Raw genomic sequence first — 21139 nt, forward strand, 5'->3', positions numbered from 1 at the left:
CCGCGAGCCGCCGACCGGAGCAGGGTCGCCTCCGGTGCAGTGAATGACTCATTCCAGGCGCCGGACGCCAGGAATGAGTCATTCACTGCGTCCGGCGCGGGGGCCGAACATGCCCCCTGAACACCGCCGTCTCCCGCGCCCGGTGAATTTCCCACGACCCTTCCCGCAGGTCGGGCCGCGAAGCCACGAACACCGGGCCCTCCGGCGCACGTGACTAGACCGTTACGCACCCCGGTCTTGACCCCGCTGGTGTTATCGCTAACACTGACTCCTCGCCGCCACCCGGATGGGTGACGGCGACCACGTCGAAGCGGACGAAAGGGGACGCCGGTGGCCGAACGACCCCGCTCCGGCGGCCCTGTCAGGGTGAACGCCGCCGGTACGCGGCAGCCCAGCCTGACCGATGTCGCGGGCGTGGCGGGCGTGTCGCACATGACCGTCTCCCGGGTCATCAACGGGACCGGCCCGGTGCGCCCCGAAACCCGCGCCCGGGTGCTCGCCGCCATCGAAGAACTGGGCTACCGCCCGAACTCGGCGGCCCGCGCGCTCGTCACCGGACGCACCGGCACGCTCGGTGTCGTCGCGCTCGAGTCCAATCTGTACGGTCCGGCCAGCACGCTCTACGGCATCGAGAACGCCGCCCGCGAAGCCGGGTACGCGATCACGATCTCCAGTGTCAGCCGGCCCGGGCGGTCGTCGATCGCCGACGCGGTGGAGAACCTCCGCCGCCAAGCCGTCGAGGGCATCATCGTCATCGCCCCGCACGTCACCGCGGGCCGCGCCCTGGAAGCCGCGCCCGCGGACTTCCCGGTCGTCGCCGTCGGCGGCGGGGAGGCCGCGCCGGTCCCGGTGATCTCCGTCGACCAGCGCGACGGTGCCCGCCGCGCCACCGAGCACCTCCTCGCCCTGGGGCACCGCACGGTCTGGCACGTCGCCGGGCCGGAGGACTGGCTGGAGGCCCGCGACCGCGAGCTCGGCTGGCGGGAGACCCTGGAACGCCACGGCGTGGACGTGCCCGAGGTGATCCGGGGCGACTGGAGCTCGCGCTCCGGCTACGAGGCGGGGCGATCCCTCGCCAAGGAAGGCGACCTCGACGCCGTCTTCGCCGGCAACGACCAGATGGCGCTCGGCCTGCTCCGCGCGTTCGCCGAGGCCGGCGTTTCGGTGCCGCGGGACGTGCGTGTCGCGGGCTTCGACGACGTGCCCGAGGCGGCGTACTTCACGCCGCCGCTGACCACGGTGCGCCAGGACTTCATCGAAGTCGGCCGGCGTACGTTCGGCCTGCTCACCCAGCGGATGGGCGGGGGCGACCGGCACGCGCGCGCCTTGGTCGTGCCCGAGCTGATCGTCCGCGAAAGCACCGGGCCGCGTTAGCGCCGTACGCGCGCCGAACAGAAGAAGACCAGCTCCGGATGTTAACGCTAACAAAAATGATCACCGTCGATCGAGGAGTGAACGTGCTGAAGAAGCGATGGGCCGCCGCGGCGGCCGCGGCGGCCGGACTCGTGCTGCTCACCGCCTGCGGGAGTGGTGGTTCCTCCGGTGGCTCCGGCGGGGCGATCACGCTCGGCTTCGCCCAGGTGGGCGCCGAGAGCGGGTGGCGGACGGCCAACACCAAGTCGATCCAGGACTCGGCGAAGACCGCGGGCATCGAGCTGAAGTTCTCCGACGCGCAGCAGAAGCAGGAGAACCAGATCTCGGCGATCCGCTCCTACATCCAGCAGAAGGTCAAGGTCATCGCCTTCTCGCCGGTCGTGGAGTCCGGCTGGGACACCGTGCTGAAGGAGGCCAAGACGGCCAACATCCCGGTCATCCTCACCGACCGGGCGATCGACTCGCCGGACAAGTCGCTCTACAAGACCTTCCTCGGCTCCGACTTCATCGCCGAGGGCAAGAAGGCGGGGGAGTGGCTGACCAAGGAGTACGGCAGCGCCACCGGCCAGGTCAACATCGTCGAACTGCAGGGCACCACGGGTTCGGCGCCGGCCAACGACCGCAAGAAGGGCTTCGCGGACGTCATCGCGGCGGACCCGAAGTACAAGATCGTCGCGTCGCAGACCGGTGAGTTCACCCGCGCCAAGGGCAAGGAGGTCATGGAGGCCTTCCTGAAGTCGCAGCCCAAGATCGACGTCCTCTACGCCCACAACGACGACATGGCGCTCGGCGCCATCGAGGCGATCGAGGCGGCGGGCAAGGTCCCGGGCAAGGACATCAAGATCGTCTCGGTCGACGGCGTGAAGGACGCGCTGCAGGCACTGGCCGACGGCAAGATCAACCACGTCGTCGAGTGCAACCCGCTGCTCGGCCCGCAGCTGATGGACCTGGTGAAGAAGGTTTCCGCCGGCGAGCAGGTGCCCGCCCGCATCGAGACCCAGGAGACCGAGTTCGACCAGGCGTCGGCCAAGGCCGCGCTGCCGCAGCGCCAGTACTGACCGCAGCCCGCAGGTCGTGAGTGGTCAGGCGGGTTCCGACCCGGCTGACCACCCACGACCCCCGCGTCCACCCCGGAGCACACCACATGCCTGAACCGCAGCCCATGGTGCGGATGAGCGGTATCCGCAAGGAATTCCCCGGCGTCCTCGCCCTGGACGACGTCGCGTTCCGGATGTTCCCCGGCGAGGTCCACGCCCTGATGGGCGAGAACGGCGCCGGCAAGTCCACCCTCATCAAGGTGCTCACCGGGGTGTACGGGGTGGACGCGGGCACGATCGAGCTGAACGGCGGCGCCGTCGCCTTCAGCGGGCCCGGCGAGGCCCAGCAGGCCGGCGTCAGCACGGTCTACCAGGAAGTCAACCTCTGCCCGAACCTGTCCGTGGCGGAGAACGTCTGCCTCGGCCGGGAACCCCGCCGCTTCGGCCGCATCCAGTGGGGCCCGATGCGGCGGCGGGCCGAGGAACTGCTCGCGCGGCTGGACGTCCACGTGGACGTCTCGGCCGAGCTGTCCACCTGCTCGATCGCCGTGCAGCAGCTCGTCGCCATCGCCCGCGCGCTCGACGTCGACGCGCGGGTCCTGGTGCTCGACGAGCCGACGTCCAGTTTGGACACCGGCGAGGTCGAGCAGCTGCTCAAAGTCGTCCGGTCTCTGCGCGAACAGGGGCTGGCGATCCTGTTCGTCTCCCACTTCATCGATCAGGTCTTCGCTGTCGCCGACCGGATGACCGTGCTGCGCAACGGAAAGCTGATCGGCGAGTACCGCACGGCGGACATCACGCCCGTCGAACTGGTCACCAAGATGATCGGCAAGGAGCTGCGGGTCCTGGAGACGCTCGAGGACTCCGGGCCCACCCGGGCCGAGGTCGCCGGCGCTCCGGTGCTCCTGTCCGCCGAAGACCTCGGCCGCAAGGGCGGTGTCGAGCCGTTCAGCCTCGACGTCCACGCCGGCGAGGTCGTCGGGCTGGCCGGGCTGCTCGGGTCCGGGCGCACCGAGCTCGCCCGGCTGCTCTTCGGCGCCGACCACGCCGACAGCGGGTCGGTGCGCGTGGACGGGGAGCTCACGAACCTGCGCACCCCGCGCGCCGGGCTCGACCACCGGATCGCCTTCCTCTCGGAAAACCGCAAGTCCGAGGGGCTGGTCGAGGAACTGACCGTCCGCGAGAACATCGTCCTCGCGCTGCAGGCCTCTCGCGGCTGGGCGCGGCCGCTGTCCCGCCGGCGCCAGGACGAAATCGCGCGGAAGTACATCGAGACCCTCGACATCCGCCCCGCCGACCCCGAGGCCCTGGTCGGCAACCTTTCCGGCGGCAACCAGCAGAAGGTGCTGCTGGCGCGCTGGCTCATCACCGAGCCGCGGCTGCTCATCCTCGACGAGCCGACCCGCGGCATCGACATCGGCGCCAAGACGGAGATCCAGCGGCTGGTCACCCAGCTCTCGGCCGACGGGATGGCCGTCGTCTACATCTCCGCCGAGCTGGAGGAGGTGCTCCGGCTGAGCCACCGGGTCGTGGTGCTGCGCGACCGGAAAGTGGTGGCGCAACGGGAAAACCAGGGACTCACCGCGGACGACGTCATGGCCACGATGGCCGAGGGGGTGCAGGCATGACAGCTTTGACGGGATTGACGAAACACCGGCTCTTCTGGCCGGTGGTGGCCCTGCTGGTGCTGCTGCTGGGCGACCTGATCGCGAGCCCGTCGTTCTTCAAGATCGAGCTGCGCGACGGTCACCTCTACGGGAACCTCGTCGACATCCTGAAGAACGGCGCCCCGCTGATCCTCATCGCGATCGGCATGACGCTCGTCATCGCGACCCGGGGCATCGACCTCTCGGTCGGCTCGGTCGTGGCGATCAGCGGCGCGCTCGCCTGCCTTTGGGTCAGCGACAACCCGGACGGTGTCGGCACCACGCTGGTCGCGTTCGGGCTGGCGCTCGGCCTTTCGCTCCTGCTGGGGGTGTGGAACGGCTGGCTCGTCGCGGTGCTGGGCATCCAGCCGATCATCGCCACGCTGATCCTCATGGTCGCCGGGCGGGGGATCGCGCAGCTGATCTCCGGCGGGCAGATCATCACGGTCAACTCCCACTCGTTCGAATGGATCGGCAGCGGGTTCCTGTTCACGCTGCCCGGCGCCATCCTCATCGCGCTGGCGGTGTTCGTGCTCGCTTCGCTGCTGGTCCGCCGCTCCGCGCTCGGCCTGCTCGTCGAGGCCGTCGGCGGCAACCCGGAGGCCAGCCGGCTGGCCGGGCTCCGGTCGGCTCGCCTGACCTGGCTCGTCTACGTCTTCTGCGCGCTGTGCGCGGGCATCGCCGGGCTGATGATCAGCGCGAACGTGCACAGCGCCGACGCGAACCACGCCGGGCTGTTCATCGAGCTCGACGCCATCCTCGCCGTCGTCGTCGGCGGCACGCAGCTGACCGGCGGCCGGTTCTCCCTCGGCGGGGCGGTGATCGGCGCGCTGCTCATCCAGACGCTGACCACCACCGTCTACGCCCTCGGCATCCCGCCCGAGGCGATCATGCTGTTCAAGGCCGTGGTCGTGCTGGCGGTGTGCCTCCTGCAGTCGCCCGCGTTCCGCCGCAAGCTCCGCGGGCGGCAGCGGGCCCATCCGGTCAGCCCGGAGCCGGCACCGGCCCCGGAGAAGGTCGAGGTCGGCGCATGACCACGCTCACCCGCATCAAGGGCTACCGGCCGCAGCAGCGGCACCTGCCGATCCTGGCGACGATGGCGCTGCTGATCGGGGCCTACATCTTCGGCGCGTCGAGCTATGAGGCGTTCGGGTCCGGGCAGGTCGTGCTCGACCTGTTCATCAACAACGCCTTCCTGCTCGTGGTCGCGGTCGGGATGACGTTCGTGATCCTCACCGGCGGCATCGACCTCTCCGTCGGCTCGGTCGTCGCCCTGTCCACGGTGATCTCCGGCGACCTGCTGCAGAAGCACGGCTGGCCCGCGTACGCGGCGATCGCGGTGGTGCTGGTGGTCGGCGCGCTGCTCGGCGCCGGGATGGGCGCGCTCATCCACTTCTTCGAGATCCAGCCGTTCATCGCCACGCTGATCGGGATGTTCTTCGCCCGCGGGCTCTGCTACACGATCAGCACGGAGGCCTACTCGATCGACAACGCGACGATCGCGACGCTCGCCCAGACGCAGATCCCGCTCGGCGGGGAGCTGCACATCTCGATCAGCGTGGTCGCCGCGCTGATCGTCGTCGCCGTGGCCGCCTACGTGCTGGCCTTCACGCGCTTCGGGCGCACGGTGTACTCGATCGGCGGCAACGCGCAGTCGGCGATGCTGATGGGCCTCAAGACCGGCCGCACGAAGATCGCGGTGTACACGATCAGCGGCTTCTGCTCGGCGCTCGGCGGGCTGCTGCTGGTGCTGTACAAGTCGTCCGGCGATCCGCTCAACGGCGTCGGCCTGGAGCTGACCGCGATCGCCGCGGTGGTCATCGGCGGCACCATCCTCACCGGCGGCTCCGGCTACGTGCTGGGCACCGTGCTCGGGATCATGGTGCTGGGCATCATCCAGACGCTGATCACCTTCGACGGCACCCTCAACTCGTGGTGGACCTCGATCATCACCGGGGCCCTCCTGTTCGTCTTCATCGTCCTGCAACGCCTCGTCACCCGACGGACCCGCTAACGCGGAAGCCGCACTTTCACGTGAAAGTGCGGCTTCCGCACCCACTCGAGGGAGAGTCATGCTCCGCAGACTGCGGCGGCCCATGGCCGTGCTCGCCGCCCTGGCGCTGTGCTGCGCCGTCCCGGTGACGGCCGCCGCGGCCGATCCCGCTTCGGCGCTCGCCGGGCACTGGACGTTCGACGAGGGCAGCGGGACGACGGCCGCCGACAGCGCCGGTGAACACCCCGCCACGCTGAACGGCGGCGCGGGCTGGGGGCCGGGGATCCGCGGGGGAGCCCTGACGACCGACGGGTCCGGGGGGTTCGCCGATGCCGGCGCGCCGGTGCTGGACACCACGAAGAGCTTCTCCGTCAACAGCTGGGTGAAGCTCGACAAGACGACCGGCTTCCAGACGTTCGTCAGCATCGACGGCACCCAGGTCAGCAACTTCTTCCTGCAGTTCCGCGACGACTCCCGCCGCTTCGCCTTCACCCGTCTCGCCGGGGACGCGCCGGCCGACGGCGTCGTCGCTTCGGCGAACTTCGATCCCGTCGCCGGCCAGTGGTACCAGCTCACCGGCGTGTTCGACGCGGCCGCGTCGACCCTCGCCCTCTACGTGGACGGCACCCGCCAGGCGACGGTGTCCGCGCCGGCCGGCTGGGCCGGTACCGGCCACCTGGTGATCGGCCGCGGCAAGTACGGCGGCAACCCGGTGGACTACGTCGACGGGTCGATCGACGACGTCCGCGCCTACTCCGGCGCGCTGACCGCGGCCGACGCCGCCCGGCTGGCGATCGCCGGGCACTGGACCCTCGACGAAGGCACCGGCACGACCGCGGCCGACGACTCCCTCGACGCGCGCACCGCCACCCTCACCGGGGGCGCCACCTGGGGCGACGGCGTCGTCGGCCCGCACGGCGTCACACTCGACGGCACCGATGCCGCCGTCGAGGCCCCGGCCCCGGTGATCGACACCGCGCAGAGCTTCTCCGTCTCCGCATGGGTCAAGCCGACCGCGGCCACCGGCTTCCGGACGGCGGTCAGCGTCGACGGCGCCGCGATCAGCGGCTTCTACCTCCAGCGCGCCGCCGACGGCCGCTTCGCCTTCACCCGCCGCGCGTCCGACGGCGACTCGGCGTCGTCCTCGGCCGTCTCCACGTTGCCCGCGCAGGCCGACCAGTGGCAGCACGTGGTGGGCGTCTACAACCGCGCGGCCGGCACGCTTTCCCTGTACGTCAACGGAACCCTGCAGCAGAGCGTCCCGTTCACCACGCCGTGGACCGCGGGCGGGCACCTCGTCATCGGCCGCGGCAAGTGGGCGGGCAGCCCGGCCGACTGGTTCGCCGGCGGCGTGGACGACGTCCGCGCGTACCCGACACCGCTGAGCGCGTCCGCCGTTGCCGCCCTGGCCGCGAGCGGGACGTGGCACTTCGACGAGGGCGCCGGCACGATCACCCGCGACTCGAGCGCGAACGCCGCCGACGGCACTCTTCGCGGAGCGACCTGGACCGCGGGCGCCTCGGGCAAGGCCGTGCAGCTCGACGGGAAGTCCACTGTGGACATGGGCACCTCGCCCGCGTTCGACACCGGCACCGGCTCGCTCTCGCTGGCCGCGTGGTTCCGCACCACCGGCGACGGCACCCTCGTGGACCACGGCGACGGTTACGCGCTCGGCGTGACCGGCGGCAAGCTCACCGCCCGCGTCGGCACCATCCAGGTGACCACCACCGGCGGCGGGCTCGCCGACGGCAACTGGCACCACGCCGCCGTCGTCCTGGACCGCGCGTCGCAGCGGCTCACCGTCTACGCCGACGGCGACGCGGCCGCGGTCACCAGCACCTGCGGGACGCCGTCGGGGACCACACTCGACGTCTCCGCCTGCCCGGCCTCGGGCACCGCCGCGGCGCCGTTCACCGTGGGGGCCGGGTTCACCGGCGCGATCGACGAGGTCGAGCTGCGCCGCTTCCCCCTGACCGCGGCCCAGATCGGCACCCTCGCCGGCGCCAACCAGCTCGCGGTCGACGCCAACGTCGTCCGCGCCAACACCCGGCCGACCACCTACGGCTCCATCCTCGAAGACATCAGCCACTCCGTCGAAGGCGGCCTCTACGCCGAACTCGTCCGCAACCGCACCTTCAAGGAGGGCTACCAGCCCGGCAGCGGCGCGGGCAACACGCCGGTCCCGTACTGGTCCCTGCTCACCTCGGCGGGCGCCACCGGCACCTACGGCATCGACACCGCGACCCCCCTGAACACCGCGCTCGACCGGTCCCTGAAGCTGCACGCCGACGCCGTTCCGGCCGGTGGCCGGGTCGCGGCCGTCAACGTCGGCTACTACGGCGTCGCCGCGAAGCCGTCCACCAAGTACACCGGCAGCTTCTTCGCCAAGGGCACCTGGACCGGCGCGGTCCGGGTCAGCCTGGAGAAGCCGGACGGCACCGTGCTGGCGAGCAAGGACGTCCAGCCGGCCGGCGCCACGTGGGCGCAGCAGACGTTCAGCTTCACCACGCCGTCGACGATCACCGCATCCACCGACAACCGGATCGTCGTCTCGCTGGTGAACAAGGGGAAGAAGGCACTCGCCGGGGACGCCTGGTTCCAGCAGGTGTCGCTCTTCCCGCCGACCTTCAAGAACCACGGCGTCCGCCTGGACCTCGGCCAGAAGCTCGCGGCGATGAAGCTCGGCCTCTTCCGCGTCCCGGGCGGCAACTACCTCGAGGGCAACACCCTCGACACGCGGTTCGCGTGGAAGAACACCATCGGCTCCCTGGAACAGCGGCCCGGCCACCAGAACACCGCGTGGGGCTACTGGTCCACCGACGGCTTCGGCATCCTCGACTACCTCAAGCTGGCCGAGGACATCGGTGCCCAGCCGCTGCTCGGGCTGTTCGCCGGCTACACCCTCAACGGCCAGCACGTCGACCAGGCCGACTACCCGCAGTACGTCCAGGAAGCCCTCGACGAGATCGAGTACGCCATCGGCGACGCTTCGACGACGTGGGGCGCCAAGCGCGTCGCCGACGGGCACCCGGCGCCGTTCGACCTGCGCTACGTCGAGGTCGGCAACGAGGACTGGTTCGACACCTCGGGCAGCTACGCCTGGCGCTTCACCGACATGTACACCGCCATCAAGGCGAAGTACCCGCAGCTGACGGTCATCGCCACGACCGGCGGGCTGCAGGGCGGGGCCGCGTCGAGCACCCTGACGGGCGTGCGCCCGGACGCCGCTGACGACCACTATTACCAGTCGCCGCAGTGGTTCACCGACAACTCGACCCGCTACGACACGGCTGATCGCAGCGGCCCGGAGATCCTCGTCGGCGAGTACGGCGCCCAGGACGGCCGGCCCACCGGCACCCTGGCCGCCGCGATCGGCGAGGCCGCATTCCTCACCGGCCTGGAACGCAACAGCGACATCGTCATCGGCTCGATGTACGCGCCGGTGCTGGTGCACGAGAACCAGTCCAACTGGCCGGTCAACCTGATCGGCCTGGACGCCGGGAGCAGCTACGGCTCGCCGTCGTACTGGGTGCAGCAGATGTTCTCCAGCACGCTCGGCAAGCAGATCGTGACCAGCCGCCTCAACCAGGGCAGCCCGCTGCGGCAGGTGGTCAACGTGACCACCAAGGCGGGGAAGAAGACGTTCACGGTCAAGCTGGTCAACCCGACCGGGCAGGTGCAGACCGCGCGGCTGGCGCTCACCGGCGTCACGGCGGTCGACGGCACCGGGACGCTCACCACGCTCACCGGCGACCCGGCGGGACGCAACAGTCTCGCCGCGCCGACCGCCATCGTGCCGCAGACCAGGGAGATCACCGGGCTGGCGGCGACCTCGAAGCTGACTTTGCCCGCCAACTCGGTGACGACGCTCGTCATCACCGGCCGCTAGACCCCCGGGGCGCGGCGCGTCCACCGCCGCCCGCGCCGCGTCCCGGTCACCACACCAGGAGGGAGAGGACACCGTGGCTGAACCACTCACCGTCGGCGTCGACTTCGGCACGCTGTCGGGCCGCGCGGTGGTCGTGCGGGTCCGTGACGGAGCGGAACTCGGCTCCGCCGTGTTCGAGTACCCGCACGGGGTGCTCGACGAGACGCTGCCCGCGACCGGCCGCGCACTGCCGCCGGACTGGGCACTGCAGGTGCCCGCGGACTACGTCGGAGTCCTTCGCCACGCCGTACCGGCGGCGTTGCGGGACGCGGGCGCCGACCCGGCCGACGTCGTCGGCATCGGCACCGACTTCACCGCGTGCACCATGGTCCCGACGACCGCCGACGGCACGCCGCTGTGCGAGCTGCCCGAGTTCGAGGGCAACCCGCACGCCTACGTCAAGCTGTGGAAGCACCACTCGGCGCAGCCGCAGGCCGTCCGGATCAACGAGCTGGCCCGCACCCGCGGCGAGAAGTGGCTGCCGCGCTACGGCGGGCTGATCTCGTCGGAGTGGGAGTTCGCCAAGGGACTCGAGGTGTTCGAAGAGGCCCCGGACGTCTACGCGGCGATGCGGCACTGGGTCGAGGCGGCCGACTGGATCGTCTGGCAGCTGACCGGCACCTACGTCCGCAACGCCTGTACGGCCGGCTACAAGGGCATCCTGCAGGACGGCCAGTACCCGAGCCGCGACTTCCTCCGCGAGCTCGCGCCCGGCTTCGAGTCCTTCGTGGCCGACAAGCTCGAACACCCGCTGGGCCAGCTGGGTTCCCGTGCCGGTTCCCTGTCCGCCGAAGCCGCCGCCTGGACCGGGCTGCCCGAAGGCATCGCGGTCGCGGTCGGCAACGTCGACGCGCACGTCACGGCGCCGGCCGCCCAAGCCGTCGAGCCCGGGCAGATGGTCGCGATCATGGGCACCTCGACGTGCCACGTGATGAACGGCGCCGAGCTGCACGAGGTCCCCGGCATGTGCGGGGTCGTCGACGGCGGCATCGTCCCCGGGCTGTGGGGGTACGAAGCCGGGCAGAGCGGCGTCGGCGACATCTTCGGCTGGTTCGTCGAGCACGGCGTCCCGGCGTCCTACGAGGGCCACGAGCACCTCACCCGGCTCGCCGCCCGGCAGGAGATCGGCGAGCACGGCCTGGTCGCGCTCGACTGGCACCTCGGCAACCGGTCGGTCCTGGTCGACCACGAGCTGTCCGGCGTCATCGTCGGCCAGACGCTGGCCACCCGTGCCGAGGACACCTACCGGGCGCTGCTGGAGGCCACCGCCTTCGGCACCCGGAAGATCATCGAGACCTTCGGCGAGGCCGGCGTCCCGGTCACCGAGCTGATCATCGCCGGCGGCCTGGTCAAGAACGCGCTGCTGATGCAGATCTACGCCGACGTCACGAACCTGCCGCTGTCGGTCATCGGCTCCGACCAGGGGCCCGCGCTGGGGTCGGCCATCCACGCGGCCGTCGCGGCCGGGGCCCACCCGGACATCCGCGCGGCCGCCGCGGCGATGGGTTCGGTCGAACGCGCGGTGTACCGGCCGGTGCCCGCGCACGTCGTCGCCTACGACGAGCTGTACGCCGAATACACGGCGTTGCACGACTACTTCGGCCGCGGCGCCAACGATGTCATGCACCGCCTGGCGGCTCGCCGTCGCGCCGTCGCGAAAGGACGATCCTGATGTCCTCCCTGACCGGAGAAGTCCTCGACACCGTCGCCGAGCTGCGGGAAACCGTGGCGAACCTGCACGGCGAGCTGACCCGCAACGCGCTGGTCATCTGGACCGCGGGCAACGTCTCGGCCCGGGTGCCCGGCCGTGAGCTGATGGTGATCAAGCCGTCGGGCGTGTCCTACGACGACCTGTCGGCCGACACCATGGTCGTCACCGACCTGCACGGCGAACTCGTCCACGGCGACCTCGCGCCGTCGTCGGACACCGCCGCGCACGCCTACGTCTACCGGCACATGCCGGAGATCGGCGGGGTCGTCCACACGCACTCGACGTACGCCACCGCGTGGGCCGCGCGCGGCGAGCCGATCCCGTGCGTGCTCACGATGATCGCCGACGAGTTCGGCGGGGAGATCCCGGTCGGGCCGTTCGCCCTGATCGGGGACGACTCCATCGGCCGCGGCATCGTCGAAACGCTGCGCACGAGCCGCTCCAAGGCCGTGCTGATGCGCAACCACGGCCCGTTCACCGTCGGCCGCACCGCCCGCGACGCCGTCAAGGCCGCGGTGATGGTCGAGGACGTCGCCCGCACCGTGCACAAGGCCTTCGAGCTCGGCACGCCCGAACCCCTGCCGCCCGAGGACGTCGACCGGCTCTACGCCCGGTACCAGAACGTCTACGGCCAGCACTGAACTTCCGAGGAGAACGATGACCCGCGCGTCGAAACCCCAGCTCTGGTTCCTCACCGGGAGCCAGGCCCTCTACGGCGAAGAGACCCTCGAGCAGGTCGCCGGCCAGTCCCTGCGGATCCAGCAGCTCCTGGCGGCCGCCGGTGGGCTGCCGGCCGAGATCGTCGGCAAGCCGGTGCTGACCGAAGCTTCGTCGATCCGGCGGGTGCTGCAGGAAGCCAACGCCGACGCCGCCTGCGTCGGCGTCATCGCGTGGATGCACACCTTCTCGCCCGCGAAGATGTGGATCACCGGGCTGGACGCGCTGCGCAAGCCGCTGCTGCACCTGCACACCCAGCTCAACGAAGCCCTGCCGTGGTCCACCATCGACATGGACTTCATGAACCTCAACCAGGCCGCGCACGGCGACCGCGAGTTCGGGTTCATCCAGACCCGCCTCGGCGTGCCGCGCAAGACCGTCGCCGGCCACGTGTCCGACCCGGCCGTCGTCGCGCGGATCGACGCGTGGGCGCGCGCGGCGATCGGCGCCGACCACCTGCGGAACCTGCGCCTGGCCCGGTTCGGCGACAACATGCGCGACGTCGCCGTCACCGAGGGGGACAAGGTCGAGGCCGAGCTGCGGTTCGGCGTCTCGGTCAACACCTACGGCGTCAACGACCTGGTGGAGCTGGTCGATCAAGTTGCCGATGTGGACTCGCTCGTCGCCCAGTACGCCGAGGACTACGACGTCGTCCCGGAGCTGGCGGCCGGGGGAGCGCGGCACGAGTCGCTCCGGTACGCGGCCAGGATCGAAGCGGGCCTGCGCAAGTTTCTCACCGACGGCGGGTTCGGCGCGTTCACCACGAACTTCGAGGACCTCGGCGGCCTGCGCCAGCTGCCCGGCCTCGCGGTGCAGCGGCTGATGGCCGACGGCTACGGCTTCGGCGGCGAGGGCGACTGGAAGACCTCGGCGCTGCTGGCCGCGGTCAAGGCGATGGGCGTGGGCGCCGAGCGCGGCACGTCGTTCATGGAGGACTACACCTACCACTTCGGGCCGGGCACGCCGAAGATCCTCGGCGCGCACATGCTGGAGGTCTGCCCCAGCATCGCGGCCGCGAAGCCGTCGTGCGAGATCCACGCCCTCGGCATCGGCGGTCGCGAGGACCCCGTCCGGCTGGTGTTCGACGCCGCGCCCGGCCCCGGTGTCACCCTCGGCCTGGTCGACCTCGGCGACCGGTTCCGCCTGGTGGCCAACGAGATCGAGGTCGTCGCGCCCGACGAGCCGCTGCCCAACCTGCCCGTGGCGCGGGCGGTGTGGGAGCCGGCGCCGTCGCTGTCGACGTCCGCCGAATCGTGGATCACGGCCGGCGGCCCGCACCACACCGTGCTCACCCAGGCCGTGAGCACCGAAACCCTTCGCGACTTCGCGAACCTGCTCGGGGTCGAGCTGCTGGTGATCGACAAGGACACCACGCCGCACGGCTTCGCCGACCGCATCCGCTGGAACCAGGCCTACCACCGCCTCGCCCAGGGTTTCTGACACAGGCTTCGGACAAAGGCTTCTGAGAAAGGAAGAAAGAACAATGAAGTTCACCAGAACAATGGCGGGGATCGCCGCCGCGGGGCTCGTGCTCACGCTCTCGGCGTGCGGTTCGAGCCAGAAGACCGCCGACCAGGCGGCGGCACCGGGCGCCACGAGCGCGGCGGGAGCCCTGGTCGGCGTCACCATGCCGACGAAGTCGTCGGAGCGCTGGATCCACGACGGCGACAACATCAAGTCGGCGCTGGAGAAGCTCGGGTACAAGGTCGACCTGCAGTACGCCGAGAACGACATCCCGACGCAGGTCAACCAGATCGAGAACCAGATCACCAAGGGTGCGAAGCTCCTGGTCATCGCCTCGATCGACGGCACCGCCATCACCACGCAGCTGCAGGAGGCGGCCGACCGCAAGATCCCGGTCATCGCCTACGACCGGCTGATCCGCAACTCGCCCAACGTCGACTACTACGCCACCTTCGACAACTTCAAGGTCGGCGTCGAGCAGGCGAATTCGCTGGTCAAGGGCCTGGGCAACGGCCCGGGTCCGTTCAACGTCGAGCTGTTCGCCGGTTCGCCGGACGACAACAACGCGACGTTCTTCTTCAACGGCGCGATGTCCGTCCTCAAGCCGCTGATGGACAGCGGCAAGCTGGTGGTCAAGAGCGGGCAGACCGACTTCGCCCGCGCGGCCATCCTGCGCTGGGACCCGGCCACCGCGCAGCGCCGCATGGAGGACCTGCTCACCAAGACCTACACCGGGGGCGCCAAGGTCGCCGGCGTCCTTTCGCCGTACGACGGCCTGTCGATCGGCATCCTCTCGGCGCTGAAGAGCAACGGCTACGGCACCGCCGGCCAGCCGTACCCGATCGTCACCGGGCAGGACGCCGAGGTCGCCTCGGTCAAGTCCATCATCGCCGGTGAGCAGTACTCGACGGTCTTCAAGGACACCCGCATCCTCGCCGACACCACGGTGAAGATGGCCGACGCGGTCCTCAAGGGCGGCAAGCCCGAGGTCAACAACACGACCGACTACGAGAACGGCAAGAAGGTCGTCCCGTCGTTCCTGCTGCAGCCGGTGACCGTCGACAAGGCCAACTACCAGAAGGAACTCGTCGACTCGGGCTACTACACGGCAGGTCAGCTGAAATGACCGAACTGCTCGGCATGCGCGGGATCACCAAGACCTTCCCCGGGGTCAAGGCGCTGTCGGACGTCACCCTCTCCGTGAACAGCGGCGAGATCCACGCGATCTGCGGGGAGAACGGCGCCGGGAAGTCCACCTTGATGAAGGTGCTTTCCGGCGTCTACCCGCACGGGACGTACGACGGTGAGATCCACTTCGACGGGCAGCGGTGTGAGTTCGGTTCGGTGCGCGACAGCGAGCGGCGCGGAATCGTGATCATCCACCAGGAGCTCGCGCTGTGCGGGCAGCTCTCGATAGCCGAGAACATCTTCCTCGGCAACGAACGCGGCAAGCGGGGCTGGATCGACTGGAACCGCACCAACCACGAGGCCGGCGCGCTGCTCAAGCGCGTCGGCCTCGCCGAAAACCCCACGCGGGCGGTGCAGGAACTCGGTGTCGGCAAGCAGCAGCTCGTCGAGATCGCCAAGGCACTGTCCAAAGAGGTCAAGCTGCTGATCCTCGACGAGCCCACCGCGGCGCTCAACGACGACGACTCGGCCCACCTGCTCGACCTGCTGCGCGGGCTGCGGGACGAGGGCGTCACGTGCGTGATCATCTCGCACAAGCTCGGCGAGGTGACGGCGATCGCCGACACCGTCACGATCCTGCGTGACGGCAAGACGATCGAGACGCTCGACGCGGCGGGGCTGACGGAAGAGCGCATCATCACCGGGATGGTCGGGCGCGACCTCGAGCACCGGTTCCCGCCCCGGGAGCCGGACATCGGCGAAGAGGTGCTGCGGATCGAGGACTGGACGGTGCACAGCCCCACCCAGGCCGGCCGGGTCGTCGTCGACCACGCGTCGCTTTCGCTGCGGCGCGGGGAGATCGTCGGCCTCGCCGGGTTGATGGGCGCCGGCCGCACCGAACTCGCGATGAGCGTGTTCGGCCGGTCATGGGGCAAGGACATCTCCGGGCGGATCCTCAAGCACGGCGAGGAGATCGACGTCCGGTCGGTGCGCGACGCCGTCCGCCACGGCATCGCCTACGCCACCGAGGACCGGAAGCGCTACGGGCTCAACCTGATCGAGGACATCCAGCGCAACGTGTCCGCGGCGGGACTGGGCAAGCTGGCCAAGCACGGCTGGGTCAACGAGCACGCCGAGCACGACACGGCCGTCGGGTTCCGCCGGGACCTGCGGATCAAGGCACCGACCGTGCGCAGCGTGACCGGGAAGCTTTCCGGCGGCAACCAGCAGAAGGTCGTGCTGGCCAAGTGGATCTTCACCGACCCGGACGTGCTGATCCTCGACGAGCCGACCCGCGGCATCGACGTCGGCGCGAAGTTCGAGATCTACACGATCATCAACGAGCTGGCCGCGCAGGGGAAGGCCGTGCTGGTCATCTCCTCCGAGCTGCCGGAACTGCTCGGGCTCTGCGACCGGATCTACGCGCTGTCGGCGGGACGGATCACCGGTGAAGCGACCCGCGAACAAGCGACCCAGGAACTGCTCATGCAGTACATGACCAAGGAACGGCAATGACCACGACCGAAGCGCGTCCCGACGCGCCCCCGGCCGAGCGCTCCGCCCGGCGGATCTCGATCAACCCGCGCCAGAGCGGCATCTACGTCGCGTTCGCGCTGATCGTCGTGTTGTTCGAGGTGCTCACCGGCGGTGCGCTGCTGGAACCGCAGAACATCTCCAACATCATCGTGCAGAACTCCTACGTGCTGATCCTCGCGATCGGGATGATCCTCGTGATCATCTCCGGGCACATCGACCTGTCCGCCGGGTCGGTCGTCGCGATGACCGGCGCGGTGTCGGCGGTGCTGATGGTGAACTGGCAGCTGCCGTGGTTCTGGGCGGTGCTGATCACCCTCGTCGTCGGCGCGGTGATCGGCGCGTGGCAGGGTTACTGGGTCGCCTACTTCGGGATCCCGGCGTTCATCGTGACGCTGGCCGGGATGCTGGCGTTCCGGGCGCTGACCCTGACGGTGCTGGGCAACCAGGGCATCGGCCCGTTCCCGGACGCGATCCGCACGCTGTCCAACGGCTTCACCGACGGCTACCTGGGCAACATCGGCCTCGGCCCGCTCGGCGGCGCCGACCTGGTGTCGCTGCTCGCCGGCGTCGTCGCGGTGGCCGGGATCGCGTTCACCCAGTGGCGCAAGCGCTCGGCGCGCCTGGGCTACGGCCAGGACGTCGACCCGCTCGGCATCTTCGTGCTGAAGATCGCCGGGATCGCGGTGCTGGTGCTCGCCCTGGTGGTGCAGCTGGCGCGGTTCAAGAACCTGCCGTGGGTGCTGATCCTGCTGGCGGTGCTCGTGCTCGGCTACTCGCTGGTGGCGGGCAAGTCGGTGTTCGGAAGGCACATCTACGCCGTCGGCGGCAACCTGCAGGCCGCGACCCTGTCCGGGGTCAAGGTCAAGTCGGTGACGTTCTGGATCTTCGTCAACATGGGCGTGCTGGCGGCCCTGGCCGGGATCATCTTCGCGGGCCGGCTCAACCAGGCGGGCCCGACAGCCGGCGTCAACTTCGAGCTGGACGCGATCGCGGCGGCGTTCATCGGCGGCGCGGCGGTCCAGGGCGGCGTGGGCAAGGTCGTCGGGGCGATCACCGGCGGCCTGATCATGGCCGTGATCAACAACGGCATGTCCCTGATCGGCGCGCCGAGCGAGCGGGTGATGCTGGTGAAGGGCGTCGTGCTGCTGGCAGCGGTGGCGTACGACATCTGGACGAAACGCCGCGCGGCTTCCTAGTCGACGACGTCGAAAGGGGCTTTCCCGTTCGACGGGAAAGCCCCTTTCTTTTTCGAAGTTCTCGAATTGCTTGACCGGGTGGTAACGGGACGGTCATAGTGCTGGTGATTCCCTCACCAGTGGAGGACATTCCCATGCACAAAGCCGTGCGTTCCCTTGTGGTTTCCTTGACCGTGGCCGCTTCCGTGGTCACCTCGGCCGGTGTCGCCACGGCGGCGACGTGGTCGTCCTCGGACAAATGGGCGACCTGGTCCAACGGCGGGTACACCGTCCGCAACGACGTCTGGGGCAGCGGTGCCGGCCCGCAGACCATCTGGGCGAATTCGTATTCGAACTTCGGGGTCTGGTCCGACCAGCCGAACACCGGCGGGGTGAAGACGTACCCGCATTCGGCGAAGAACGTCGGCAAGAAGCTCAGCGCGCTGAGCCGGGTCTCCAGCAGTTTCTCCGTGACGCGCCCGGGAAGCGGCGCTTACGAGACCGCCTACGACATCTGGGCCGACAACAACGCCTACGAAACCATGCTGTGGATGAACAAGCAGGGCGCGGTGGGCCCGCTCGGCAGCAAGCAGGCCACCGCGACCGTCGGCGGCCACACCTGGGACGTCTACAAGGGATCGAACGGCTCGAACGCGGTGTTCTCGTTCGTCCGGACGTCGAACACGAACGCGGGCACGGTCGACGTCCTGGCGGTGCTGAACTGGATCCGCGCCCGCGGGTGGTTCGGCGACGTGACGCTGGGCGAAGTCCAGTTCGGCTTCGAGATCACCTCGTCCGCCGGTGGACTGGACTTCGCCGCGAACAGCTATTCGGTCACCAGTTCCTGACCGCGAAGTCCGCGAATGTCGCATTGAGGGACTTCAAGTCCCTCAATGCGACATTCACGGCTTTTCCTACTGCTTGCAGCGCTGGCCGGTGTTGATGCACTTGACGACCTGGTTCATCAGCCGCTGGCCCATGACGTTGGCGAAGTCGTCGTGGTCCGAGCGCGGGTTGTGGCTCTCCTGCGGGAAGGCGTCCACTTTGTACTGGCCCTTGACCTGGATATCGTGCGGGATGTCGTAGACCAGCTTGATGACCAGCTGCGGCACGTTCTTGAACCCCTGCGGGCACTTGCCCTGCTGGTCGGCGAACACGATGTGCGTGCGGTGGTTCGCGCTGTCGATGTTCTTGCCGTCCCAGCAGTTCGGGAAGGCGTGGATGCGCTCGACCTTGCTGTTCGCCGGGCAGATCGGGTAGTGGTCGGTGAGCCGGTCCTCGAAGCCGGTGCAGGTCCAGCTGGGCCGGGCGTTGGCCGGGCCGTTGGTGCTCTGCTTGGCGTCGCCGTAGAGGATGCGGAGGAACTGCGGCATCGCGACGACCTTGCTCGCGCCGCCGCTGGTGAACGTGATCGTCGCCGAACGGACGCGCTGGATCTCGCCGTCGTTGCCGGCGACCTCGTTCTGGTCGTTGACGCCGGGCAGCTCGGCGGGCTGGCCGGTGCTGTTCTGGCCGCCGTTGTCGAGGCCGCCCTGGCCGTTCTGCTTGAGCACGCACGCCGCGAGCCCACCGAGGTTCGTCGGCTTCGCCGCCCGGCGGCCGATCGCGATGGCGATCCGGTCGATCGTCGCGGCGCGCTTGTCCTTCAGCGGGCCGACCACGGCGTTCTGGATGTCCTGCGGGGTCTTCAGGTCGCCGTTGGCGATGCGGGCGTTCGCTTCGTCGATCTGCTTGTCGAGCAGGTCGAGGTTGCGGTCCACCTCGTCCATCGCCTGGTCCGGGACGTCGGGGAGCTTGCTCGCGACGTCCGGGCAGTCGACCTGGCTGCTCGCCTTGTCCTTCGCGCTGCCGGTGCGGTCGGGCTGCGTGGCGGGCGGGTTTTCGTCCTCTTCGCCGGTGTCGATGCGGACCACGGGCCAGAAGTAGGCGGACTTGTCGCCGTTCTTGCACGTCGTGCCGGCCTTGGCCAGGCTCTTGTTGTTCGAATCTGCGTTCGTCGAAAGGTTGCCGACGTAGTCGTGCAGGTGCTGGGCGCCGTTCTTGACGCCGGGCTGCGCGATGAAGTTGTCGGGGTTGAAGTGCTGGTTCTCGTTGCGCCCGCAGTCCACGGTGAACGTGCCGCGCGCGCCCTTCTGCTGCAGCGCTCTGTTCACGTTAACACCGGCCGGGACCTTGGCGATGTCGAGGAAGAACGACTCGTCGGCGGGGTCCGCGCTGGCCTCGCCGGTACGCCCGGCGGTGGTCGCGACGACGATGCCGCCGACGGCGAGCGCGAGGGCGAGGCCGCCGGTCGCGATCTTGGTGCGGCGGGTGATGCGATGTCTGCCCGTGGCGGGGGAGGTTTTCCGGGGCATGGTCACCTTCTTCGGTTTTCCGGGCACGACGGGGTACGGCTGCGTGCCCGCGGGGGAGACGCGCGGAACCCGGGGAGTGGCACCGCGGCCGCGGAGGGTCGGGGGACCGCGCCCGGTGTCACTGGTTCCGGCACTGGCTGAAACGGCTCCGGCGCGAGCCCGGTTCAGCGGCGCCTTTTCGCGTTATCGTTTCGTTATTTATGGAAAGTGAAGGAAGTTCACGTCCATCGATGTGATCGTTAACATCGGCTCATGCCCGTGGACGACGCAGGTCCCCTCCGCACGCGAGCCCGGCAGCACCGGGGCACGCTCGGGGTGATCGCCACGGGAACCGCCGCGTCGGGCCCGGTCCTGAACGGCCTGCGCGCGGCCGCGCGCGAACACGGGTACGCCCTCGTCGTCTTCAGCGTGCCCGGCCGCGGCCGCTCGGCGGTCCCGGCCGCGGTGGCCGGCCTGCGGCTGCAGGGCGTGGCGGGGATCATCCTGCTCGACCCGCACCTGTTCGCCGAGCACCCGCCGGTCGTCGGCGTCCCGCTCGTCCCGGCCGCGGCGGCCGACCAGTACGACGGCGCCAGACGGGCCACCGAGCACCTCCTCGACCTCGGCCACCCGACGGTCTGGCACGTCGGCGGCCCGGAGGACGCGCCGATCGCCCGCGCCCGCGAACGCGGCTGGCGCGAGACCCTGGAACGGCACGGCGCGGACGTGCCGCCGGTGGTCCGCGGCGACTGGTCGGCCCGGTCCGGATACCGGGCCGGGCAGTCGCTCGCCGTCGAAGTCCGGATGTGCGCGGTGTTCACGGCCAACGACCACATGGCCCTCGGACTGCTCGCGGCGTTCACCGAAGCGGGCGTGCGGGTCCCGCGCGACGCCCACGTGGTCGGCTTCGACGACGTCCCCGAGGCGGCCTACTTCCCGCCCCCGCTGACGACCGTCCGCCAGGACTTCGTCGCCGCCGGCCGGCAGACGCTGGTGGTGCTCGCCGCCGCGATGGACGGCGTGGTACCGCTGCCGCGCACGACAGTGGACGCCGAGCTGGTGGTCCGGGAAAGCAGCCGGCCGACCCGGTCGTGAGT

15 protein-coding genes are annotated in these 21139 nt (G+C 69.9%); 14 read left to right on the forward strand and 1 reads right to left on the reverse strand.

The features are described 5' to 3' along the window. Positions 1-330: 330 nt before the first annotated feature. From AB0M83_RS19820 to AB0M83_RS19880, 13 genes are all read left to right on the forward strand, one after another. Positions 331-1374: a LacI family DNA-binding transcriptional regulator gene (locus AB0M83_RS19820; RefSeq protein ID WP_364518963.1), complete on the forward strand. Its 1044-nt coding sequence runs from the start codon at positions 331-333 to the stop codon at positions 1372-1374. Between the two features lie 77 nt (positions 1375-1451). Continuing rightward, the gene (locus AB0M83_RS19825) at positions 1452-2432 is read left to right on the forward strand and encodes an ABC transporter substrate-binding protein (RefSeq protein ID WP_364519097.1); all 981 of its coding nucleotides are present in this window, start codon (positions 1452-1454) and stop codon (positions 2430-2432) included. A 104-nt stretch (positions 2433-2536) separates the two neighbouring features. Then, positions 2537-4039: a sugar ABC transporter ATP-binding protein gene (locus tag AB0M83_RS19830; RefSeq protein ID WP_364519099.1), complete on the forward strand. Its 1503-nt coding sequence runs from the start codon at positions 2537-2539 to the stop codon at positions 4037-4039. After that, on the forward strand, positions 4036-5091 hold the full coding sequence (locus tag AB0M83_RS19835; RefSeq protein WP_364518965.1) for an ABC transporter permease: 1056 nt from the start codon (positions 4036-4038) through the stop codon (positions 5089-5091). Before AB0M83_RS19830 ends, AB0M83_RS19835 begins: the two co-directional genes overlap by 4 nt. Continuing rightward, the gene (gene yjfF, locus AB0M83_RS19840) at positions 5088-6071 is read left to right on the forward strand and encodes a galactofuranose ABC transporter, permease protein YjfF (RefSeq protein ID WP_364518967.1); all 984 of its coding nucleotides are present in this window, start codon (positions 5088-5090) and stop codon (positions 6069-6071) included. The genes AB0M83_RS19835 and yjfF overlap by 4 nt, the downstream gene beginning before the upstream one ends. A gap of 58 nt (positions 6072-6129) precedes the next feature. Then, a complete protein-coding gene (locus AB0M83_RS19845) occupies positions 6130-9939 on the forward strand; it encodes a LamG-like jellyroll fold domain-containing protein (protein ID WP_364518968.1) in 3810 nt (1269 codons plus the stop codon). Positions 9940-10012: 73 nt separating this feature from the next. Further along, a complete protein-coding gene (gene araB, locus AB0M83_RS19850; RefSeq protein WP_364518970.1) occupies positions 10013-11650 on the forward strand; it encodes a ribulokinase in 1638 nt (545 codons plus the stop codon). Next, complete coding sequence (locus AB0M83_RS19855) at positions 11650-12330, forward strand: L-ribulose-5-phosphate 4-epimerase (RefSeq protein ID WP_364518972.1); 681 nt, start codon at positions 11650-11652, stop codon at positions 12328-12330. The genes araB and AB0M83_RS19855 overlap by 1 nt, the downstream gene beginning before the upstream one ends. 16 nt (positions 12331-12346) lie before the next feature. Beyond that, positions 12347-13846: an L-arabinose isomerase gene (araA, locus tag AB0M83_RS19860; RefSeq protein ID WP_364518973.1), complete on the forward strand. Its 1500-nt coding sequence runs from the start codon at positions 12347-12349 to the stop codon at positions 13844-13846. Between the two features lie 43 nt (positions 13847-13889). Next, on the forward strand, positions 13890-14996 hold the full coding sequence (gene chvE / locus AB0M83_RS19865) for a multiple monosaccharide ABC transporter substrate-binding protein (protein ID WP_364518974.1): 1107 nt from the start codon (positions 13890-13892) through the stop codon (positions 14994-14996). Next, on the forward strand, positions 14993-16513 hold the full coding sequence (gene mmsA / locus AB0M83_RS19870; RefSeq protein WP_364518975.1) for a multiple monosaccharide ABC transporter ATP-binding protein: 1521 nt from the start codon (positions 14993-14995) through the stop codon (positions 16511-16513). Before chvE ends, mmsA begins: the two co-directional genes overlap by 4 nt. Then, the gene (gene mmsB, locus AB0M83_RS19875; RefSeq protein ID WP_364518976.1) at positions 16510-17730 is read left to right on the forward strand and encodes a multiple monosaccharide ABC transporter permease; all 1221 of its coding nucleotides are present in this window, start codon (positions 16510-16512) and stop codon (positions 17728-17730) included. The genes mmsA and mmsB overlap by 4 nt, the downstream gene beginning before the upstream one ends. 134 nt (positions 17731-17864) lie before the next feature. Beyond that, positions 17865-18557, forward strand: coding sequence for a hypothetical protein (locus AB0M83_RS19880; protein ID WP_364518977.1), 693 nt, complete (start codon positions 17865-17867; stop codon positions 18555-18557). A gap of 66 nt (positions 18558-18623) precedes the next feature. Here the strand turns inward: AB0M83_RS19880 and AB0M83_RS19885 are convergent, their stop codons facing one another. Beyond that, positions 18624-20063 (reverse strand): DUF1996 domain-containing protein, encoded by a 1440-nt coding sequence (locus AB0M83_RS19885; RefSeq protein ID WP_364518978.1) that lies wholly within the window; start codon positions 20061-20063, stop codon positions 18624-18626. Positions 20064-20315: 252 nt separating this feature from the next. On the opposite strand from AB0M83_RS19885, the gene AB0M83_RS19890 reads away from it, so the two are divergent. Beyond that, complete coding sequence (locus AB0M83_RS19890) at positions 20316-21137, forward strand: substrate-binding domain-containing protein (RefSeq protein WP_364518979.1); 822 nt, start codon at positions 20316-20318, stop codon at positions 21135-21137. Positions 21138-21139: the final 2 nt, after the last annotated feature.

The sequence above is a fragment of the Amycolatopsis sp. NPDC051106 genome, from assembly GCF_040682775.1.
Classification (GTDB): Bacteria; Actinomycetota; Actinomycetes; order Mycobacteriales; family Pseudonocardiaceae; genus Amycolatopsis.